At 42.4% G+C, this 21,163-nt stretch carries 14 protein-coding genes; 10 read left to right on the plus strand and 4 right to left on the minus strand.

Annotation, left to right across the window (positions count from 1 at the left end):
- Positions 1-150: 150 nt before the first annotated feature.
- Together MJO46_RS13920 and MJO46_RS13925 are read left to right on the plus strand one after the other, a co-directional pair.
- A complete protein-coding gene (locus MJO46_RS13920; protein WP_253989817.1) occupies positions 151-762 on the plus strand; it encodes a TetR/AcrR family transcriptional regulator in 612 nt (203 codons plus the stop codon).
- Entirely contained in the window at positions 753-2,615 is a 1,863-nt protein-coding gene (locus MJO46_RS13925) for an MFS transporter (RefSeq protein WP_253989818.1), read from the plus strand. The genes MJO46_RS13920 and MJO46_RS13925 overlap by 10 nt, the downstream gene beginning before the upstream one ends.
- 64 nt (positions 2,616-2,679) lie before the next feature.
- Here the strand turns inward: MJO46_RS13925 and mnmH are convergent, their stop codons facing one another.
- The 3 genes from mnmH to MJO46_RS13940 form a co-directional block, all read right to left on the minus strand.
- The gene (gene mnmH, locus MJO46_RS13930; RefSeq protein ID WP_253989819.1) at positions 2,680-3,789 is read right to left on the minus strand and encodes a tRNA 2-selenouridine(34) synthase MnmH; all 1,110 of its coding nucleotides are present in this window, start codon (positions 3,787-3,789) and stop codon (positions 2,680-2,682) included.
- The gene (selD, locus tag MJO46_RS13935; RefSeq protein ID WP_253989820.1) at positions 3,789-4,847 is read right to left on the minus strand and encodes a selenide, water dikinase SelD; all 1,059 of its coding nucleotides are present in this window, start codon (positions 4,845-4,847) and stop codon (positions 3,789-3,791) included. The genes mnmH and selD overlap by 1 nt, the downstream gene beginning before the upstream one ends.
- A 96-nt stretch (positions 4,848-4,943) precedes the next feature.
- Positions 4,944-6,050, minus strand: a complete 1,107-nt coding sequence (locus MJO46_RS13940) for a fatty acid desaturase (RefSeq protein WP_253989821.1) — start codon at positions 6,048-6,050, stop codon at positions 4,944-4,946.
- 144 nt (positions 6,051-6,194) lie between these two features.
- On the opposite strand from MJO46_RS13940, the gene fabR reads away from it, so the two are divergent.
- Together fabR and MJO46_RS13950 are read left to right on the plus strand one after the other, a co-directional pair.
- Positions 6,195-6,809 (plus strand): HTH-type transcriptional repressor FabR, encoded by a 615-nt coding sequence (fabR, locus tag MJO46_RS13945; protein ID WP_011070594.1) that lies wholly within the window; start codon positions 6,195-6,197, stop codon positions 6,807-6,809.
- 291 nt (positions 6,810-7,100) lie between these two features.
- A complete protein-coding gene (locus MJO46_RS13950) occupies positions 7,101-8,363 on the plus strand; it encodes a site-specific integrase (protein ID WP_253989822.1) in 1,263 nt (420 codons plus the stop codon).
- Between the two features lie 320 nt (positions 8,364-8,683).
- On the opposite strand, the gene MJO46_RS13955 is transcribed toward MJO46_RS13950, so the two are convergent.
- Positions 8,684-9,727, minus strand: coding sequence for a hypothetical protein (locus MJO46_RS13955; RefSeq protein WP_253989823.1), 1,044 nt, complete (start codon positions 9,725-9,727; stop codon positions 8,684-8,686).
- A 431-nt stretch (positions 9,728-10,158) separates the two neighbouring features.
- Here MJO46_RS13955 and MJO46_RS13960 point away from each other — a divergent pair, with 431 nt between their 5' ends.
- The 6 genes from MJO46_RS13960 to MJO46_RS13985 all read left to right on the plus strand — a co-directional run bounded on the left by MJO46_RS13960 (position 10,159) and on the right by MJO46_RS13985 (position 21,025).
- Positions 10,159-10,773, plus strand: coding sequence for an inovirus Gp2 family protein (locus MJO46_RS13960; protein ID WP_253989824.1), 615 nt, complete (start codon positions 10,159-10,161; stop codon positions 10,771-10,773).
- A 236-nt stretch (positions 10,774-11,009) separates the two neighbouring features.
- Complete coding sequence (locus MJO46_RS13965; RefSeq protein WP_253989825.1) at positions 11,010-11,648, plus strand: inovirus Gp2 family protein; 639 nt, start codon at positions 11,010-11,012, stop codon at positions 11,646-11,648.
- A 530-nt stretch (positions 11,649-12,178) separates the two neighbouring features.
- The gene (locus MJO46_RS13970; RefSeq protein WP_301541991.1) at positions 12,179-19,156 is read left to right on the plus strand and encodes an FG-GAP-like repeat-containing protein; all 6,978 of its coding nucleotides are present in this window, start codon (positions 12,179-12,181) and stop codon (positions 19,154-19,156) included.
- A gap of 2 nt (positions 19,157-19,158) precedes the next feature.
- Complete coding sequence (locus tag MJO46_RS13975; protein WP_253989827.1) at positions 19,159-19,620, plus strand: hypothetical protein; 462 nt, start codon at positions 19,159-19,161, stop codon at positions 19,618-19,620.
- A gap of 149 nt (positions 19,621-19,769) precedes the next feature.
- Positions 19,770-20,306: a hypothetical protein gene (locus MJO46_RS13980; protein ID WP_253989828.1), complete on the plus strand. Its 537-nt coding sequence runs from the start codon at positions 19,770-19,772 to the stop codon at positions 20,304-20,306.
- 11 nt (positions 20,307-20,317) lie between these two features.
- On the plus strand, positions 20,318-21,025 hold the full coding sequence (locus tag MJO46_RS13985; RefSeq protein ID WP_253989829.1) for a hypothetical protein: 708 nt from the start codon (positions 20,318-20,320) through the stop codon (positions 21,023-21,025).
- The last annotated feature ends 138 nt before the right edge of the window (positions 21,026-21,163 follow it).

Here is a 21,163-nt window from a genome sequence, read left to right on the forward strand (position 1 = left end):
ATCGGGATTTGGGTGCCTGTCTTTATCTATCCTCTTCAATAACATCCCACATTATTTATCCATTACTGTATGCAAAATAATCTTATTTTGAACATTGTTTTTTATTTGTGCCGCTGCTAGTCTCTTGCTATCTAACAGGGAGTGAAATTGATGGCGAGACGTAAAGAACATAGCCATGATGAAATTCGCGCTATGGCAATACAGGCTGCAACCGACTTGCTGACCGAGCAGGGTGTTGTCGGGCTAAGTTTGCGTAAAGTGGCCAGCCAAATTGGCTATGTGCCCAGCACCTTAATTAACATCTTTGGTAGTTATAACTACTTGCTTTTGGCGGTTTCAGAGGCGACGCTGCGTGCCTTACACGGGCGGCTAGCTGCGGTTAATGCTGCCAGTGGCGTTGGTAAAATCATTGCAATGGCGTCGGAGTATAGTCTGTTTGCCCACGAGCAGCGCCAATGTTTCAAGCTAGTGTTTGAGTTGCAATTGCTCGATTCTGAGCCGTTGCCAGAATCCCAAGGACAATGGATTGCGAGATTGTTTTCGCTAATTGAACATGAAGTGGCGCAGTTATTCCCCGAGATGACACCGGAGCGCCATTTGAGCATGAGCCGCGTGCTGTGGGGCGGGATCCATGGGCTGACAATGTTATCGCTGGATAATAAACTCTTCGCCCAAACGCTATCTCTGCGGGATTTGCTCGAAAGCCACGTGCAGGCTTATTTACAGGGAATGGGTTACCAGAGGGAGCTATCATGCTATTAACAAAACGCTTTTTGCCTTATTTTGCGACTCAGTGTCTAGGCGCGCTGAATGACAATATCTATAAGAATGTGTTGTTGCTGCTAGTGACCTTTAGCCAAGTCAAAGACTTACCTATCAGTGTCGATATGTTTGTCAATCTAGCCGCTGGGGTTTTTATTCTGCCGTTTTTCCTGTTTTCGGCCCATGCGGGTGTGGTCGCCGACAATATGGACAAGGCCAAACTTATCCGCCGTTTAAAACTGCTTGAAGTCATTATCATGTTTAGTGCTGCCCTCGCTATTGTTAGCGAAAATTATATGATGATGTTATTACTGCTGTTTTTAACGGGGAGTCAGTCTGCCTACTTTGGCCCTGTCAAATATTCCCTATTACCTCAAGCCTTAAAAGAAGATGAGTTAGTGACAGGCAATGCTTGGGTTGAAATGGGCACTTTTCTCTCAATTTTAGTGGGTACACTGAGTGCAGGCATTCTTGTTTCTGGGACCAATGCAACCCTATGGTCGGCCATTACCGTTGCCGTACTGGCATTAGCTGGCTATTTATCTAGCCGAGCCATACCCGCATTACCGCCGCAGGGAGCTATAGAGAAAATACACTTTAGGCCCTTATCGGGCACTTGGCGCAGCATCAAAAAAGCCCGTCAGACCCCTTCAATTTGGATGGCGATTCTGGCGATCAGTTGGTTTTGGTTTTTAGGTGCAACCTATCTGACTCAGTTCCCCAACTTTGCCAAGCTGCACTTGCACTCAGGTGCGACAGTGGTGTCCTTACTGCTGGGGTTGTTCTCTATCGGCATTGCCGTGGGCTCCTTCGTTTGTGAGCGCTTCTCCTTTGGCCATGTGGAATTAGGCCTACTGCCCTTTGGGGTACTGGGATTAACGCTCTTTGGGGTGGACTTACTTTGGGCTATTCCACCGGCGCCCGCTGATACTAGTTTGGTTTACGGGGTAACAAGTTTTATTGCCGAGTCGCAGCATTATCGGGTCATGCTGGACTTTTTTATGATAGGTGTCAGTGGTGGTCTATTTATCGTGCCCTTGTATGCCTTCATTCAATCCCGTGCCACCAAGGGCGAATGTGCCCAGGCCATTGCCGCCAATAATATTATGAATTCTCTATTTATGGTGGCTTCGGCACTATTGTCTATGTTGCTGCTTGGGATGATGGGATGGAGCATTCCACAGCTATTCTTACTGCTCGCGCTGATGAATTTTGTCGTCGCCCTGTATGTTTATTCGCAAGTGCCAGAATTTACTCAGCGATTTATCAGTTACTTACTGAGCCATGTTATGTATCGAGTGACCGTCACTGGACGGGAGAAGATCCCTAAAGAAGGTGCTGGCATCATTGTTTGTAACCATGTGAGCTATGTGGATGCCTTGATTATTATGGGAGCATCGACTCGGCCTATTCGTTTTGTCATGGATAAATCTATTAGCGAGATCCCTCTGCTGAAATATTTATTCCGCCACGCTGGGGTGATCCCTATCTGCTCCCCTAAACAAAGCGAAACCACCTATAACCAAGCGTTTGAGACCATCCACGAAGCGCTGATGAATGGCGAATTAGTGTGTATTTTTCCTGAAGGGCGCTTAACCCCCGACGGTAAATTAGGTGAATTCCGCCCCGGTATCGATAAAATCTTGGCCCGCGATCCTGTCCCTGTGGTGCCTATGGCACTGCACGGGTTGTGGGGATCTTACTTTAGTCACAAGGACGGACATGCACTAACGACCATGCCCAAGCGTTTTTGGTCAAAGGTGAGTGTGTGTTTAACAGATGCTATTGATGGCAAAGACGTGAATAAAGACAGCTTAAGAGCCCAAGTGGCGGGCTTACTCGATAGGGTGTAAGTGATTAATGCTGTAGAGAATGATAACCGCAATAAAGTTTGCGGTTATTTTTTACGCTGACTTTTTATTGGGACAACCGATAGTTATCCAACCATTCATGCATGGCCTGATGTGAGCCCTTAAAGAGGATCCGTTCGGATTTCTTTTGTAACTGGTATTCGTACATTGGGTCGTAATATTTGTGCAGCAACACAGTTATCCATGCTAAATGCAGTGAAGTGTCATTTTGGTGGAGTTGCTGGGTTAATGCCTGTTGCATCATCTCCTGTAGTTCCTGATGCTGTTTGCCACCTAAACGTTTACGAATGCTCACTAAACTCTGTAGCAAATACTGGCTAAAGGCGGCGAATCCCGCTTCTGTGCCTAAGCGCTCACAGAATCCCCTATGCATTTTGTGCACATACTCATTGAGTAACCGTTGCAGCCTGATGTCATCCGCCTCCTCTAATACCAGCACATCAGCGGTTTGCATGGCGGTATAAAAGGTCTGTGGCAGTGCCGAACGGCCGATCAGGAAGCTTTCATCTTCGAGCAGTAAACACGCCGCGCCACTTGTTTGGTGCTGTAGTAAGGCAATGGCGAGTTGATTTTCAAAGTTGATCTGCGTTGGCTGTGGGTCGATATTTTTCCCAAAGCTAGAGCCTCTGTGATTGGCTATCCCTTCAAGATCAACCGCTTCTTTACGTTTTAATAGAAAATCAGTTTTACCGCAGCCCGTCATCCCGCTCAAACTTAATAACGGTTGCTGGGCTGGTGCCGCTTCAATCACGCCAATAAGATATTGGCGCATGGCCTTATAGCCACCTTGAATATAGGGGACTTCTATACCCGCTTCTTTGAGCCATTGTTGAGTGAGTTGCGAGCGTAAGCCGCCACGAAAACAATAAAGGTAAGCATGAGGATTGGCTTTAACATAGCTTGCCCAAGCCTCGATTCTTTGTTGTTTGATGGGACCATTCACTAGGGAATGACCTAATTCAATCGCGGCTTGCTGGCCAAATTGTTTATAGCAAGTGCCGACTTTTTCCCTTTCACTGTCGAGCATTAAGGGTCGGTTAGTCGAGTTTGGAAAGGCGCCCCGACTGAATTCGATTGGCGCCCTTACATCCATAAGCGGATGTTGGTTTAGGAATATTTCACGGTACTGTGACGTGGGCACTATCAAAGATTGCATTAACACAAAACCACGCCAGCATTGGATGTGGGTTCCTCAAGGCTACCGATACAGATAGGCGGAATATGATTCGCTTCTAGTAGGGCCACAAGTTCGGCCTCGGCTTCCCTAGACACGGCGACCAATAGCCCGCCACTGGTTTGTGGGTCACACAAAATGGCTTTTTGATGATCGGTAAGTGCGGGTAAGTGCTCGCCATAGCTGTCGTAATTACGATGGGTGCCACCTGGAATACAACCTAAGGCTAAATAATCTAAAGCTCGCGGTAATAGTGGTACCGCATCGAATGCGAGTTTCGCCGTAAGCTTAGCGCCTTGACACATTTCGAGTAAGTGCCCCGCCAAGCCAAACCCTGTGACATCGGTGAGGGCGTTAACCCCCTGAATTTTTGAGATAGCGGCACCGATAGTATTAAGCTGGCACATGGCATTGACTGCAATTTGGCTATCTTCATCTTTGAGTTTTTTCTGTTTTTGCGCCGTGGTGAGAATGCCAATACCGATAGGTTTCGTGAGATACAAGCGATCGCCCGCTTTTGCGGTATCGTTCTGTTTTAAATCACTTAAGGCTATTTGCCCTGTCACAGCCAAACCAAAAATAGGTTCGGGTGCATCTATGCTGTGACCACCGGCTAGCATAATACCGGCTTCCATACAGGCTTGACGGCCACCATCGACGACTCGTTGGGCAATTTCTGCCGGGAGCTTATTAACTGGCCAGCCTAAAATCGCAATGGCCATCATAGGCGTGCCGCCCATGGCATAGATATCGCTAATGGCATTGGTTGCGGCTATTCGGCCAAAGGTAAAAGGGTCATCTACGATAGGCATAAAGAAATCTGTGGTGCTAATGATGCCAGTGTCGTCATTGAGTTTGTAAACGGCAGCATCGTCACGGCTTTGATTGCCAACCAATAAGTTAGGATCGGTAAAAACGGGAAGCTGTGAGGCAAGAATGGTCGTCAACACTTTTGGAGAGATTTTGCAGCCGCAACCAGCGCCATGGCTGTATTCTGTGAGTTTAATGTTTTCTAAGAGTGTTAGCGAAGGAGCAGACATGAGCTCAACATCCTGTAAAAATTGATTGAGGCATCATCATAATAGGATACGGCCACCATGCAAGGCGGCCGTATGATTTTTACCGAGAATTGTGGTCTAGCTATAACTTGCCGTTAAGCTTTTCCAGTTCTTCTGTTGGATTAAAAAGCGGGATTTGAGTTCTTCAACCTGCAGAAGCAATTGTTGGTCGACTAGCTGCTTGCGCTTTGCTTCTAATAGGGTCTTCTTCGCTTGATAATAGTCAAGCAAATGCTCCTTCAGTAGCTCGTACTCAATTTGTATTTTTTCAATAATTTCATCGGCATTAGGTAAGTGAACGACTTTGTTTTTGGTACGAAGTAATTGCATTTGTAGGCGTGCACTTTCAATGCGTTCCTGTGGGCTAGTGCGCAAATCTTTGGCCAGTCCCATCCACGATAGCGCCTTGATCAACCATTTGGTTGGATCGTAGTGCCACCATTTAATACCGTTACGGTAATCGTTTTCAAAGATGTGATGGAAATTATGATAACCCTCACCGTAGGTCAACATGGCGAGGAAACCATTATCCCGTGCAGTATTTTTATCCGTGTAGGGTTGGCTACCCCAAACATGGGCGAGTGAATTAATAAAGAAGGTGCAGTGATGCACCACCACTAAGCGCAATAGGCCTGCCATCAACAGCATTGAAACTATGTCGCCATTGAGCCAGCCTAAAAATGCGGGTAAACCAATGTTCATCAATAGTACAAGTGCCAAATAATGTTTGTGCTGCCACATGACGATACGGTCATTCTGTAAATCGCGCACGTTTTGATAATCGTGGTAACGCTGCGCCTGGTATTCACGCAACATCCAACCAATATGGCTGTACCAAAAACCCATCTTCGCCGAGTAGGGATCTTTGTCGTTATCGTCGACATGCTTATGGTGCACGCGATGATCAGATGCCCAATGTAATGCACTATTTTGTAATGCTAAAGCACCACCAAGGGCATAAAGAAAGCGGATTGCGGGGTGGGCTTTATAGGCCTTATGTGACCAAAGTCTGTGGTAACCCGCCGTGATGGATAAACCACTGGCAAAGGCTAGCACAATAAAGGCAATCCATTCACTGGCACCATAACCGTGCACGATACCGCGCCAAGGGACAAGTATGACCGCGCTAAGGAAGGTCACTGCAAACAAACTGACATTAAGCCAGATGATAGGGGGTTTTTTCATTATAAGTTTCCAATATCCGCATTTGAGCGTACAACTGTAAGCTAATTTAGCCTAGCAATATTGTTTGGTCAAGGTCGATGGGGCTGTGTTTAATGCTTAAAAGCGGTATTATCGCGCTATTACATTCAGTTAGCGGATTTGAGAATGGGTATTCGTGCACAGCAAAAAGAGAAAACTCGTAGGGCATTGGTTGATGCTGCTTTTAATCAGTTAAGTGCTGAGCGCAGTTTCTCGAGTCTAAGTTTGCGGGAAGTGGCAAGGGAAGCCAATATTGCACCAACATCCTTCTATCGTCATTTTAAGGACATGAACGAACTCGGCCTGACTATGGTTGACGAGGGTGGGCTCACCCTAAGACAAATGATGCGCAAGGGCCGTCAGCGAGCCGAAGCGGGTGGGAGTGTTATCCGTATTTCCGTCGATACTTTTATGGAAGTACTTGATTCTAATCCCAATGTGTTTCGAATTTTGCTGCACGAGCGTTCAGGCACTTCGGCGGCTTTCCGTGCCGCTGTGGCCCGTGAGATTGAGCATTTTATCTCTGAACTGGCCCATTACACTGAGGCCACCGCAGGGCGTACACCTATGTTGGCGAGGGCTCAGGCCGAGGCATTAGTGACCTTAGTATTCAATGCTGGCGCATCGGCATTGGATATGAAGCGTGCTGATAGAAAAGTGCTTGCCGATCAACTGGTCATGCAATTGCGTATGGTCGCTAAGGGCGCAGAAGCATTGCAACATAAGGTTGAACATCGTTAGGTTGGATTCGATTTAGCTGAAAAACATAAGGAGCCATAGGCTCCTTATGTTTTTATGTGTACATCTGATAAAGCTAACTCTAACGACGCTCTAGCAGTACACCCGTTTCCATGTGATCTGTGTAAAAGATTTCCAATCTACGGGTGTCCACGCAAGTCCATTGCTGTCTTATATCAAGTTGATTTTATATGATTTTATTTTTACTGTTGTCCATGGATGTCTCAGGGGATACAATAAAAACTCATCCGTCGCCGTACCCCCAGCCGTACCCAGAATTGTTGAGGTTTACTCATGACCACAAAGCGAATTAGCAGCAATGCCACATTACAAGCATTGAGTCCGCAAGATAAAGAGTACCTAATCCCAGATAAAAAAATTGAGGGGCTCAACATCCGCGTCCGCCCAACTGGCACTATGACTTGGGTATTTCGATTTCAAGTTGGTAAGAAGCACGAAAAAATCTCAATGGGCCGATACGACAAGTTAAGACCAGAAACGGGAATGACATTAGAGCAGGCTAGAAAAGAGGCGGGACGTTTTCGTAGTTGGTTAGAAAATAACAAAAATCCTAAGCAAGAATTGTTAAGGGAGCATCGCGAGCAAGAGGAAGCGAAAACATTTGATAATGCTTTTGTGAGTTTTGATGAGAAGCAGCTATCAAAGCAATTGCGGGGTTCTCAGGCAAGAGCCATCTATTTACGCGACATAAAGCCGTATCTTGGCAACATTAAATTAGCTGATTTGAGAATGAATGATCTCAATAAAGTATTTGATGCTAAGGTGGATAAAAATGGTCGGAGGATGGCTGGCGCTATAGGGGTGTGTCACAAGATCATCAATCAGGTTATCAAGCATGCCTTAGCGTTGAATATGCTTGATACGCATCCTGCGCCGCTATTGAGGGCGAGAGATGTTGGTGGTGGGACGAAAATCACAAGGCGAAATTTGAGTTTCGACGAGCTGAAAATATTGCTAACAGGGTTGCCTTCTTGGCGAACGGATGCTGCCAATATTCGGCTATTACATTTTTTACTTGGGTGTGGACAAAGGATCAGTGCAGTACTTGAAATGCGCTGGAGTGAGGTTGATTTTGATAAGAAACTTTGGCTGCTTCCTGCGAGTTCAGAAGAACGACACACTAAGAGCCAAGAAAGTCGCAAAGTGCCATTAAGTGATTACCTTATTAAACTGCTTGAAGATCAACGTGAAACTGTCTCTAGTCATTGGAAATTAGTATGGCCTCAGGTTGGCTCAGATAAAGCACAAGAGCCTTCTGCTATTCGCTCTCATATCAAACGTAATCTGCCAGTGAATTTTGATCGCTTCTCGCCTCATGACTTGCGCCGTACTTTTATCAGTCGATGCAGTGAAATGGGATTAGATATCGTGGCAATTGAAAAGACGGTTGGGCATCAGCTTCCTAGTATGCTTCGAGTATATAACCATCATGATTACTTTGACGAGCAATTATCAGTATTACAAGCTTGGGGTGAGAAGTTGGAAACTCTGATTATTGAGAATGTAGTGCCTTTAACTTCGAGGAAATTCATATAGGCGGCTTTTCCGTCAGATTAGAGTCCGTCAATATTATTGAATACTCCACTATTGAACTTTCTTGCTATGTGAAATCAGTAAATAGTGTGTATGTCTGAACGCAAAAACAACATGAAATACCTCAGGGCGTCAATTCTATGTAACTCATTAATACTATGTAAGAGCGTTAGATTTAACACGCAATTGCCCACTAGCATGACCATGTGACGTGTACAGAATAGCTGCCTTTTAAGCAGAATCGTTCATATTTGAAAAATGTGAAAGCAAACCCATTATGAACTGTTTCTTCATAATATATGTATCATTGTTACCAGCATATTTTACTGATTGTTATTATTTTTATCGGTAGAAATATTTTCCTCTATTAGCACTTCAGGTGTAGGTTCTGGATCTTTAGATGTAATTCTTGAATTTTTAATAAAGGCTATTTTTTGTTGTAGTGACTCGGCTAAATCTCTTAACTCTTGCAGAGTTTCATCATCATTTCTCTTACGTGATTTTGTTTTATTCATAAATCGTATTTTTTTCATTTCATAGTTCTTTTTGAGCTTTTTAAGATATGCTAAGGTTTCCCAATCTTTATCGTGCAATGAGAAATGAATTGACGTAATTATGCAATCCATTTTGTCTTTTGGAGTTATCGGCTCCAGGTTATCCGCGTGTAAATTATTTTTAATATTGTTCCATACCCAATCTATATCTCTATCATGGATATTTAATATCCAATCAGTTATTTTTGATGTTTTGTATTCATATTCTCTAATCTGATTTTTTAAGCTTTCTAATAGGTCAAATTTCGCATGCATATTGTCAGACTGTTTTGGATTCCAAAAATCCATAAAGTATATGATTGAGTTAAATCTGTGCAAGGTATTGTCTAGGTATAGCGAGTTAATTATTAAGTCATATGTTTTTTTATGTTTTTTTGTTGAGAAATATAATGGTGGTGCATATTTACTTTGTATTGATGGAGTGAATTTTGTAATTGTTGATTCTTCAGAGGATCTTATGAAATACCAGCATATTAGAGTATGTAATGAGTTTTTAGGGTTAAGCCATGAAAAATAGTTTTCATCTAAGATATTTAATTTACATTCATAAATAAGTTTTTCATTTCTTAGTTTTGCTAGATCTATTAATAGTTCAGGTTTTAGGTTTGAGTTTAATAACGTAGAGCCGGAAAGTTTTTTAATTTTACTTGATTCAATATTTCCACTAATGATTGATTTTATTTCTCCATAAATAGCTTCCATGCTTGTTGATGTGTGTAACTTTTTTATAATGCCTTCTTTAATCATTACTTTATAAAGGTATATAAATTCTCTTTCTTTTTTAGATGGAATTTTATTTAAGTTTTCTATCATTTTGGTTGTTTATGAGTTGTTTTTCTAATGTTAGCATGTAATTTTTTCGTGGTAAAGATGTGGTTTTTTTGTGGGTTTGTATGTTTTTTATCAACCATTTGAAATTAAAAGTGCTTTTAATTTCAAATGGTTAGGTGTTGCCTGTCGTTCGGCGCACGATTTTTGCGTACTTGTTTAACAATAAACTGTTTTTTGTAGAACTTAGTTTAAGACATAACTCCAGAGTTGAAGATACCAGGATTTAGCGCGTAAAAAGGTTAATTTCTTTGAGAAAGGTTAGCTTTCGTGACTAACTGAATTTCGGATTAGTAATATAGGTAAGTTTGGTGTGGTTTGATGAGGGAGGAGATCTAAGAACATCATACAATGATATCGTGTAGAAAAATACATGCTTGGTACATCTTGTGAATTAATTACACAGGAGTATCACCATGACACCATTCAATCCAAGCTTCTTACAGCTGACTAGCGAATATCCGCTAGTACCAGAGTATCAAGCTATCCTTCAGCGCACACTTGAATTAGAACTTAGCAACTTCAATCGAGTTTGTGCAATGCGCTTTGATTTGAGATTTCCTGACAACATGTTTTATCAGGACCCTAAAGTGATCTCGCGTTTTATTGACTCGTTTAAGGCTCATTTGCTGACCTGGAATAGTCGACGGTCGAGCTCACATAGCATCGGCTTTAGTTATGTTTGGTGTCGAGAAAGATATCGCTCACCAAACTGGCATTACCATTTGATCTTTTTGTTTAATAAAGATGCTGTATGTGGTTTTGGAAGTAATGCCTTCAAAGATGACAGTACCTACAATCGCATTTTAGACTCATGGGCGAGTGCAATTTCCATTCCTGCTGAACAAGCTTTAGGTTTAGTTCATATATGTAATAACGGGGTGTACTGGCTCGATCAACGTTCTGAGTTTTTTCTTGCACAGCTAGACTTGGCAATGAAGCGATTTAGTTATCTTGCTAAAGAAAAAACGAAAGACATTAATGATGGATACCGAAATTTTGGTTCTAGCCAAAAAATTTTTTTGATTTAGTTCCATTATCATTGGCGGTATTCATACCAAAGTATGTTACCCACCAGCAGAAAAAGTGTCAGTATGTTTATTACTAGACGAATATTCATAGCAAATAGGCAATAGATTTGAGTTGGTAGATTATTGCTGCGTGAGCAATCCCTTAGCCTCACACTCACGCAGCAATAACTATGGTTTGCAGTTAAAGTTTACATAGGGTTCTAAGGTTATGAAATTAACCCACAAGGAATGTCAAAATGGATATAGGTCACAGAGAGTTACAACTACATCTTAATAGCCAATATTATTGCTTGGCGCTAGATAAACTCGACTTGATTTCACAAACCATGAGAGCCGCTCTAAATAAGTATTCAAGAGTCTTTATGGTCCGGTTTGATGTGCATTTACCTCGGTTGAATTTAAAATATTCACCAAAAATTTATGATTCAGCTGTAATAGACCGGTTTATTGACTACCTGAAAGGCACTATTCAAAAGGGAAGTTTTCCACAGGGCTGCAAAGGTAAGCAAACTTATCCCAGTAAAATGTTCTATGCATGGTCAAGACACTATTCAGATGCAGATACTGACCATTATCATGTTGTCATTTTCCTTAATCATGATGTTTGCAGTCATTTGGGGGATTTCAGTGTCCATGGATATAGCCTGAATACTAAGATTGTTGAAGCTTGGGCCTGCGCATTGGAGTTAGACATCGACAGTACTAAGTTTCTAGTGGATTACCCTGAGGATACACCTGTTTACTACCTCAATCGTAATGCTAAAAAATTCCCTCAGACTTTTGACAAAGCATTCTTTCGCTTAAGTTACTTAGCCAAACAAGGGACTAAGCACTATGAAGATAGGATGCATTCATTTGGTTGTAGCATAGTGTAGGATTCTCATTAAATCTGCCTGCTGGTGGGATTAACTATTGAGTTTTTAAACGTTTTAATCTGATAGAGCAAAACGCCCAATTAAAACATTGGGCGTTTTTAATTCTAACATTGTTTATTTTTTGAGTTTTGAATGACAGAGAGGTATTGACCAGCTCACTAAGTCTTTATCGGGGGGCGTTGATATCGTTCGTTGGAGAGGATAGTAAGCTATCGTACTGTGGTTGCCTTTATGTTTTTGTTTGGTTGCTAAGTTGTTTTGTTGTGTAACCGTTTATTTTTTATTAATTGCTCATCCTGCATTTTGTAAGGGGTTTATTTGTTATTAGATTTTGCTTAATTGTTGGACGGTGTTGATTTGATTTTGGTTAACGGTTATAGCTCGTTTGTTGCTATGTCAAACGGAGCTTGATGATGTATACCAATCCCTTCAAAACCCTATTAGTCTTTTTTCTCACATTCACCGCGTCTTTCTCTATTTTCGCAGATACCGAAACTGTGGCATTAACAGGTGCATTTCGTGTGAATGAGATGGGAGCTGCAACCTATTCTTTGCCGATAGATGCGGCGCCAGGAAGAGGGGGCATGAAGCCTTCAGTAGCAATAGCGTATTCGTCGTCCGGTTCGGATGGTTATTTAGGTTTGGGTTGGGGTATACAGGCTGCGTCAGCGATAAATCGCTGTCCTAAGACCATTGAACAGGATGGTTTTTTACAAGGTGTCCAATTAACGGATACCGATAGTTTTTGTTTGGATGGCCAGCGATTGATCCTTGTGAGCGGTCAAAATGGTACTGATGGTGCGGAATATCGTAAAGAGATTGATGATGCCTCGTTAATTACTGTATTAGGCCGAGCAAGCGGTGGCGGTCCAGGCGCATTCAAAGTAGAAACTAAAGCCGGTGAAACCTTTTACTATGGTGATGTATATACCCAAGCGGGTAAAAATTTTGTAACGACATCAAACTCTAATAACCAAAGTGACTCGTATCAAGTTGCATTGAAAAATGGCAATGAAGTTATTCATGCTTGGAGTTTAAAGGCGATAGAGGATGTGGTGGGTAACTACATTAGTTACCATTACTTTAAAACTAACGATGAACAGTATTTATCCAGCATTGATTACTCAGGACATACTAACGGCGCATTGCCCTATAAAAAGATTAGTTTTGATTACGGCGCTCGTCCATATCCTAAAAAGGGCATTGTTTATGGTTCAGCGGTTTCGCAGACAAAGTTACTGACTAAAATCATCCTATCAACAGATTCTCAAATTGAAAAAACCTATTATCTCACCTATCAACTAGCCAGTTCTCTGTCCGAGTTTAATTATCTCGATAATATCCGAGCCTGTGTGGGGACAGATACAACTGATTGTACCCGCAGCATTCATTTTACTTGGGAACGAAGCCAAATCCCGCAATCACCAACCTATAAACCCTATACAGGACTGGACACAACTACCAACCTAAATATTCCTTCCGGTGAAAACCTCACCGCCAATATTTTTGATATGGACGGTGATGGGTTGGCGGATATCGTCTATGTTAGAAATGGCACTTGGTATAAGCGATCTATTGCGTCAGGTGTCGAAACGCAAATGGCAAGCATAGGTGCCTCTCAACATGCTTATGCTCAAACTATCGATTTTGACGGCGACGGGCAACGTGATTTGCTTATTGCTGCAAACAACACTTCTCCTTGGCAAGTGCTCTCTTTTAAACCATCACAAGAAAATACCCACGATTGTGAGCCTGATGGTAATGGCGGTCAACTTTGTACTGATAGCACTCGCACGGTGCAATACACCCAAACATCCTTAGGGCAGACAGCGGTTGGTTTGAACGGTAGTGCGATGGTCGCTGATGTGAATGGCGATGCTTTAGAGGACATAGTGTTTCTCGATGCAGGCCAGATTAAGTGGTACAAAAACTTAGGCGGAGGGAGTTTTGCTGCAGCGGCGAGTTTGTTTACGTTCCCTACGGGGAGTGATGCAAGCCCAGGCATTCCACGCATTAATCATACGGCAAAAGGCTTCGAGTCGAGTGCGCTTTTGGATGTCAATGGTGATGGATTGACTGACTTATTGCTGAAAGTCAAAAAGACAGTTAACTATTGCTCTACGGGCTCGGGGATTATTTACGATATTACCCAGTCTGAATGTATTGGCGATTTTAATGGACGCTGGGGACAAAATATCACTGACAACTGGATACTTTATGTATCAACCGGTAGTGGCTATAAAGAGCAGCAAATTATTACCATCGTATCGGGAATGGATACCTTACGGGCAGCTGATTTTAATGGTGATGGACTAACCGATATTGCCTATGTAAAAAGCAATCAATGGTACATCCAGTTATCAGACAGTAATGGTTTTTTAGCACCGATTGCGACAGGGATTGCGACAGACAACGATAAAAAGTTAAACACCTATTTTGTTGATATTTCGGGTAATGGACGTGCTGATATACTTGCTAAATCAGAGTCGCTTCAATCGACTATTTACATGTCAGAGCCAAGTTCAGTCAATGGCGCCTCATCTTGGAAAGCGTCCGGCATAATAGACCATGTCTCTAACCAGCGGCTGTTTTTTGCAGATATTGATGGTATTGGTAAATTGGACATTATCGCTAATGCCAGCGGCTGGTTTCGTTATGCCCCTCTTTCACCCAAATACAACAATACTATCAAAGCCATTACAGATGGTTTTGGGGTGACGACTAACATCAATTATGCCTATTTAACTGAGCAGCTTAATGGTCAAAGCCGGGTATATAAAACTCAAACCTCCAGTAATGTTGATCATTCAAAAAACTTCTCTATCATCGCGCCACTGCAAGTCGTTGCTGAAGTAAGCACACAGGCAAGTAGTACCGGTAGTGTCAGTGTTGCTTACGAATATGGTGGATTACTCGTTAACCGTTTAGGGCGAGGTGTTGCAGGTTTTGAATTACTGAGAACCATTGACAACCAATCTAAGGTTGTTACTGAAACCATGTATGACCAGATATTTCCACGTATTGGGTTACCGATTGCTTCCAAGCAAAGTTACCAATCACAAGCATTATCAGAGGCAAGAACCAGCGTGGATTTTGTCCGCGATAGCTATGGGGTGTATCGACAAACCAGCATGAGCAGTACCGATATTACTCGTCAGTACGGAACGGATAATGTGGTTCGGGAACTTACGCAAGTTGATACTCAAAATACTTATGATGATGCGGGGAATATTCTCAGCAGTGAGGTAGTAACTCGTGACTTACAAACTAACACTGTCGTCTCTACCGTTTCTATCAACAACGAATACAACGGTGCGGGAGGCGACGCCAGTAAGGGGCGGCTAAGTCATTCTGTCGTGACAAAGTCTCGAGCAGGTCAGCGAGATAATGTCCCTGATATCACCAATGAGAGTAGTTTTACTTACTTTGATAACGGCTTAATCAAAGACTCCATCGTATCGCCCAATGACAATCGTTACAAAGTCACTACCTCTGTCACCTATGATATTTATGGCAATAAAACTTCAGAATCGATAACGGCAGGCACGAAGGCTGATGGTTCTGAACCCCAAACTCGTAGCAATTACAGCACCTACGATGCGAGAGGACGCTATTTAAAAACCTCTACCAATCCCCTTGGTGATACGGCAACCTATGGTTATAACGGCACAACGGCCGATAGTGTTACTGGGTTGATCACTAAAGTCACGCTAACGGATGCAAATGGCCGAAGTTTAACAAAGACCGCTGATAAATGGGGACGGCCTGTCGGTGAGTTAACGCCTGATGGCGTATTAACCCAAATCAGCTACCAATCTTGTAGCAGCGGTGGATGTTCTTTGTTTGCTGATGGTTACCTTTTGACGGCCACATCAAAAGCCGGAACGCCGAGTGCAAGTGTCATTACCGACAAATTTGGGCGCACGGTCGGTAATTTGCTGGTGGGATTTGATGGTAAGACGATTGCCACTGCAAAAGAATATGATGGATGGGGTCGTCCAATTAAAGACTATGAGCCTCGGTACGATACCGTATCCACGTATTTTACTGAGCTTAGGTATGACGGTTTTGGCCGAGTCATTGCGCAAGTCAATCCTGATGGTGGTGAAACATTAAATGACGTGCAAGGTTTTGAATCTCTGACCATTGATCCGTTAGGAAATCAAACATCCGTGGTCGTGGATGCCCTTGGGCTGCAGTCTGTTGTAACTGATGCCTTAAATAACCAGTTGCATTTTGTCTATGATGCATCGGGAAATTTACTCAAGTCTTATGTGTCGGGTAATGGTACCGAGATTGTCAGGACGCAGCTGATTTATGACGATTATGGTCGTAAAACCACCTCAATTGATGTTGATAAGGGAACGTGGCGATATACCTATAATGCATTTGGGGAGCTGCTTTCTCAGACGAATGCCAATAGCCAGTCTACTTTCTTCTACTATGACACACTCGGGCGGCAAGTGCGCCGAACTGAGCCTGAAGGCACCTCTTGCTGGGTATATGGTACTAAAGCGGCTAAAAATGCGGGCTTATTGGTTGCTGAAAAACGTTATGACACCATTGTAAGCGATTGCAGCGCGGCAGGTGCTGTACATCAAAAGACCACCAGCTATGATGAATTGGGGAGATTAAAATCCACCACTACCACGATAGGTGCGTCGAGTTATACCTCAAGCGTCAACTACGATAGCCTCGGGCGAGTCGCTGAACAAAGCTATCCTGAAAATCTGCTTACCGTTGTTAACCATTACAATACGTCTGGCTACTTGTACAAGCGTACCGACAAGGCGACGGGTATAGCCTATCAAACCATCGAGCAAATGAACGCTAAAGGTGGCGTTGAAAATGTTATCTATGGCAATGGTACAGAGGAGTTAACTGCTTATGATGAAAAGTTGGGGTGGGTGAAAAGCATTCAGTTAACAAGCCCAGGCGAAATGCTTCACGATTTAGAATACGTCTTTGATGGTGTTGGTAATCTTACTCAACGCAAACACAAATTGTCTTCAGCATCAACGACATTTGCAGAGACCTATAGTTATGATGACCTTCATCGTCTATATAAGCGAACGAAAAGTGTTGAGTTAGACAACATTATTTTACCAAGTGAAGTAAGCACTCTTCAATATGATGATTTTGGGAATATCACCTCAAAAACAGGGGTAGGAACATATCGTTATGATGCGACGAATCCTTATCGATTATTAGATATTTGTGGTGAAGAAGGCTGCGGTACACTTGAAACAACACCTGCAAGTAAATCCTGCCCAACGGGTTATGCGCTTAATGCGGCTGGTACAACCTGCCAAAAAAGTGAAAGCCAGTCTGCATCACTAAGTTATAACTATAGCTGTCCAAGTGGTTATAGTCTTTCAGGTACAACTTGTTCTAAAACGGAAACCAAAGTCGCGCAGGTTAAAACCGAACAAAGTTGTCCTAAAGGCGGTACGTTAAATACCGCTACAGGTCAATGTTCTCGACGTTTTAGTTTCACGGGAACAACCAAACCTTCAGGGGCTGGAGTTGTTTGTGATAACGGCGAACCAATGGGCGGTGGACGACGCCTTTGGGATTGCACTGAAACTTATCAATCAACCGCTAAGCAAGTGTATAGCTGTGATGCGGGCTGGACGGTAAGTGGTGCTAACTGTACACGGACATTATCGCAAGCGGCGACTCAAACACCAGTTTATTCTTGTCCCGCTGGTTGGTCTGTTTCAGGAAGTACTTGCAATCGTACACTCACTGCTTCAATAACCTATAGCTGTCCAGTAGGTTGGACGCAAAATGGCGCTCAGTGCAGTCGTGCACGTCAAGCCAGTTACGCGATGGTTTATGATAAGAATGGCAATATTACCAATGATGGTACTAGAACGCTGACTTATAGTTCCTATGATTTGGTCACCAATATTACCAAAGGTAACGAATCCAGTCGTTTTAAATACGATGCCTCAAGACAGCGTTATGAACGTTATGATGTCAAACTGGAAGACGGGGTTTTAGCCTACTACACCACTTACTATATCGATGGCGCCTATGAAAAAGTAGTGCGTACCGGAGGCGGTAAAGCAGCGCTCACGGAGCAAAAACTGTATGTGGGTAATTTGGTCATTACTAAACGCAGTAACAATAGTACGGATAGTTTCTTGTATTTGCATAAAGACCATCAAGGGTCTACTACGACCATTACGGATGCCGCCGGCAACAGTGTTCAGCAGTTTGTTTATGACCCTTGGGGTAAACAAACCGCAGTATTTGATACTGGTTTATTGGCCAACTATACCACTCCAGCCACCACTAAAGGTTATACCGGCCATGAACATATTAGCCATTTGTATTTAATCCATATGAATGGCCGTATCTATGACGCGACAATTGGGCGCTTTATGCAAGCAGACCCCTTTATTCAAGCGCCAAGTGATACGCAAAGTTATAACCGCTATAGCTACGTGAAAAATAACCCCATGAGCTATACCGACCCCAGTGGCTTTTTCTTTAAGCGTCTTTATAAAGCATTGATGGATATTGGAGGGGTGACTTTTATTCATCGACAGATTGCCAAAGTGGAAGGGCTTGGTTCGGCAATTCAAATTGGCCTAAATTATATTCCATTTTTTGGACAGTTGGCGTCAGCACACTTTGCTTTTGATGCTTCATTTGTCGCTACGGGGAGTTTAAGTTCAGCCTTTAAATCTGGTGCAATATCTTTCGCTGCTTCAAATATGGCACTGAATGGCCTAAACGGTGTGGAGGGATTTGTCATTAGTGGGGTTGCTGGTGGTATTTTTAATGTTGTACAAGGTGGTGAGTTCGGTCATGGATTTATCGCTGCTGGTGTTGGGATGCTTGGAGCTCAAGGCGTTGGAATGTTAGGTATTTCAGGGGTTGTGGGACAAACATTGGCATCAGCAATTATTGGGGGAACGGCCTCAAAGTTAAGTGGCGGTAAATTTGCTAATGGGGCTGCGTCAGCTGCTTTTACTTCGTTGATCAACAGGTTAAGCAGTATAGCTACTAGTAGAGCCAAACAAAATACGAACAATTCAGATAAAGTTGGAGCAGAGAATGCAATCGCAAAATTAAAAGCAGCTGGAAAAATCAGTACAGCTAAATCTTTCGATTCTCCAGATGATACTGCAAGAGATATTTTAAATCTAATGGCGCCAATATCTGATAAATATAATATAGAAATTGGAGGTAGTATTTATCATGATCGTCTTGGATATCACTATAGTTACCCTGAAGTTGGTTCTGCAACGTCCATTAATATTGTAAATGGTGTTGATGGATATCACACTCACCCAAATTCATTTTTCGAGTTTTCTAATCGATTTAATGCTGCCAGTGGTGGAGGTGGGGATGTCGGTTGGTTAAATAGGCTGGAAAATAGGAGTGTTACATTGTATTTAGGAACGCAAATAGATGGGAGTACTTTGATTGGAAGTTGCACATCGGTAACTTGTTTTCATAGCCCATATGGTACACAACCTAACAAGGTGTTATAGCTATGCGTATTATATTTTTGATGATTATGTTTTTAATTCAGTTTGATTGTATGGCTGTAGAAAGAAAATCTGCACAAGATGACTTTACACCATTAATATTTTCTTGTTTAAATGCATATGCTAAAAGTGGTGATGTAAAAGATATAGATGAGATTGACCGTGTATATGTAGTTTATGTTGATAATGGTAAACTTATAGATATATTCTTTTCGCATGGAGATGTAGTGGAGGGGGAAGGAAAGGGGGATTATAAAGGGATTTTATCTTGTAGTGGTATTTTAGATGATGGGTTCAACATATATCGACTTCGAAATCCTTATGTCTCTGACTATTTTATTGATAAACCAAGTGTTGGTAATGGCGTTGTTAATGTTGATACTTGTGGAGCGGCTAAGGAGCGCATGTATATTTTTGAGTCAGGAAAGATTTTCTATCAAGGAGAGAAAATTTTTGAATGTCATTAAATAGTTGTAAGATGTTAAATGTTTTTTTGTGATGTTTAATAAATAATTCATTCCCAGGGGGAGCAAATATTAGTTACAACTATTGTTGGGGGGAACTGCCTAACAGTTAAGTGGCGGTAAATTTGCTAATGGGGCGATGACTGCGGCATTTGCCTACGCGATGGGGGCCGCAGCATCTAAAATCAAATTACAAACCAAACATTACTGGTAGTGATAAAGTTGCCTTTGTAGGTGGAGCTGCGGATAACACTTTTGGTGCTCATGTAGTTAAAGGTCAATACGAAGACTATATTTCACTTTATGGTAGTGATAGTGCTAGTTATTTCGAATGGACGGATGCCGATGCACTTTCAACATATGTCGCTGGTAATAAGGGAAGAGTCACTATTGTTGCACATAGCTATGGTGCTGATGAGGTTGGACATTTGGTTGCTGGTGGTATGCAAGTTTATAAGCTCGTGACGGTCGATCCTGTTGGTTGGACTCGGCCTAATATGCACGCTATAGCTAGTAATTCCGTGATCTGGAATAACTACGATTCAACTGGCAGCATGGGGAGTTCTTGGAACAATGTTGTTTCTACTTTTGGCGGTGCTTGGAACTCGTTGCCATCTGGCTATGCAACAAACCACTATACAAGCAGCCTCGACCACGTGACTATTTGTTCAGTATATTGCCGACCTTAAAGGATCGAATAATGAAAAGCTTTTTTTTAAAATTGACAGCGACGATTTTTTTGTTGGCATTATCTGGTTGTGCTACTAGCTCACCAGAAGATTTCCATGTTGAAAAACTTAGTTTAGTTAAAGTCTCAACGGATACAAAAAAAGAGATTGATTATGGCCGCTATGTAGACGTTGATGGTAGTTTTTATCGCCTAAGATTGGAATTGACCTCTAGTACCGATTTGGTGGATTTGGCTGGAGATTATTCCTTAAGGTATACATCTTATTTGTGTGACCGACCCGATTATAAAGTACTTATAGGCAGCAACGCACTGTATTCGGATGGTGAAAATGTGCAAGGCTTGGGCTTATCAAAGAGATATGGTAGTACTGAGATTCCTGAAAGGATCTTTTTAAAAGAACCTAAGTACAAGATTATACAATCGGCTTATAAAGTCGAAAAAAGACAAAGTATTGAGAAGTCTCTTAATTCTGACGGTACGGATAAGCGCCATGCCTATAATATGTATTTAGGTCTTTATTCCCCTGCGGTTGCAAGCTGGAGAAAGAATTCAGAAGGTAGCTACCAAAATGAATTTGAAGCGTATGATCTAAAGACTCAGCCAGAAGATGTGTGTATTGTCATTGAAGGCCATGCAAAGCTCGGTGGTGGTTTCAAATCAAACGTAGTCAAGGTTGACCGACAATTGTTCAAAGATGTGCTAAACGGAGTTGAATGAGTTATCCCTAATATGGATTAGCAGCTTTATTAGCTGCTAATCAACTAATACTGCTCGAATCTCTTTCCAGAAATAATCTTTTGAACTGGAGGGCAGTGGGTTAACAACTGACGTATAGTGTTAACCATTAAGAACGAT

It is taken from the genome of Shewanella sp. KJ2020 (assembly GCF_024197625.1).
Classification (GTDB): Bacteria; Pseudomonadota; Gammaproteobacteria; order Enterobacterales; family Shewanellaceae; genus Shewanella.

Coding starts and splice junctions, on each gene's coding strand:
- MJO46_RS13985 (WP_253989829.1), top strand. CDS start 20,318: ATGAAAAGCTTTTTTTTAAAATTGACAGCGACGATTTTTTTGTTGGCA.
- MJO46_RS13970 (WP_301541991.1), top strand. CDS start 12,179: ATGGGAGCTGCAACCTATTCTTTGCCGATAGATGCGGCGCCAGGAAGA.
- MJO46_RS13940 (WP_253989821.1), bottom strand. CDS start 6,050: ATGAAAAAACCCCCTATCATCTGGCTTAATGTCAGTTTGTTTGCAGTG.
- MJO46_RS13960 (WP_253989824.1), top strand. CDS start 10,159: ATGACACCATTCAATCCAAGCTTCTTACAGCTGACTAGCGAATATCCG.
- MJO46_RS13965 (WP_253989825.1), top strand. CDS start 11,010: ATGGATATAGGTCACAGAGAGTTACAACTACATCTTAATAGCCAATAT.
- fabR (WP_011070594.1), top strand. CDS start 6,195: ATGGGTATTCGTGCACAGCAAAAAGAGAAAACTCGTAGGGCATTGGTT.
- MJO46_RS13955 (WP_253989823.1), bottom strand. CDS start 9,727: ATGATAGAAAACTTAAATAAAATTCCATCTAAAAAAGAAAGAGAATTT.
- mnmH (WP_253989819.1), bottom strand. CDS start 3,789: ATGCAATCTTTGATAGTGCCCACGTCACAGTACCGTGAAATATTCCTA.
- MJO46_RS13950 (WP_253989822.1), top strand. CDS start 7,101: ATGACCACAAAGCGAATTAGCAGCAATGCCACATTACAAGCATTGAGT.
- MJO46_RS13920 (WP_253989817.1), top strand. CDS start 151: ATGGCGAGACGTAAAGAACATAGCCATGATGAAATTCGCGCTATGGCA.
- selD (WP_253989820.1), bottom strand. CDS start 4,847: ATGTCTGCTCCTTCGCTAACACTCTTAGAAAACATTAAACTCACAGAA.
- MJO46_RS13925 (WP_253989818.1), top strand. CDS start 753: ATGCTATTAACAAAACGCTTTTTGCCTTATTTTGCGACTCAGTGTCTA.
- MJO46_RS13975 (WP_253989827.1), top strand. CDS start 19,159: ATGCGTATTATATTTTTGATGATTATGTTTTTAATTCAGTTTGATTGT.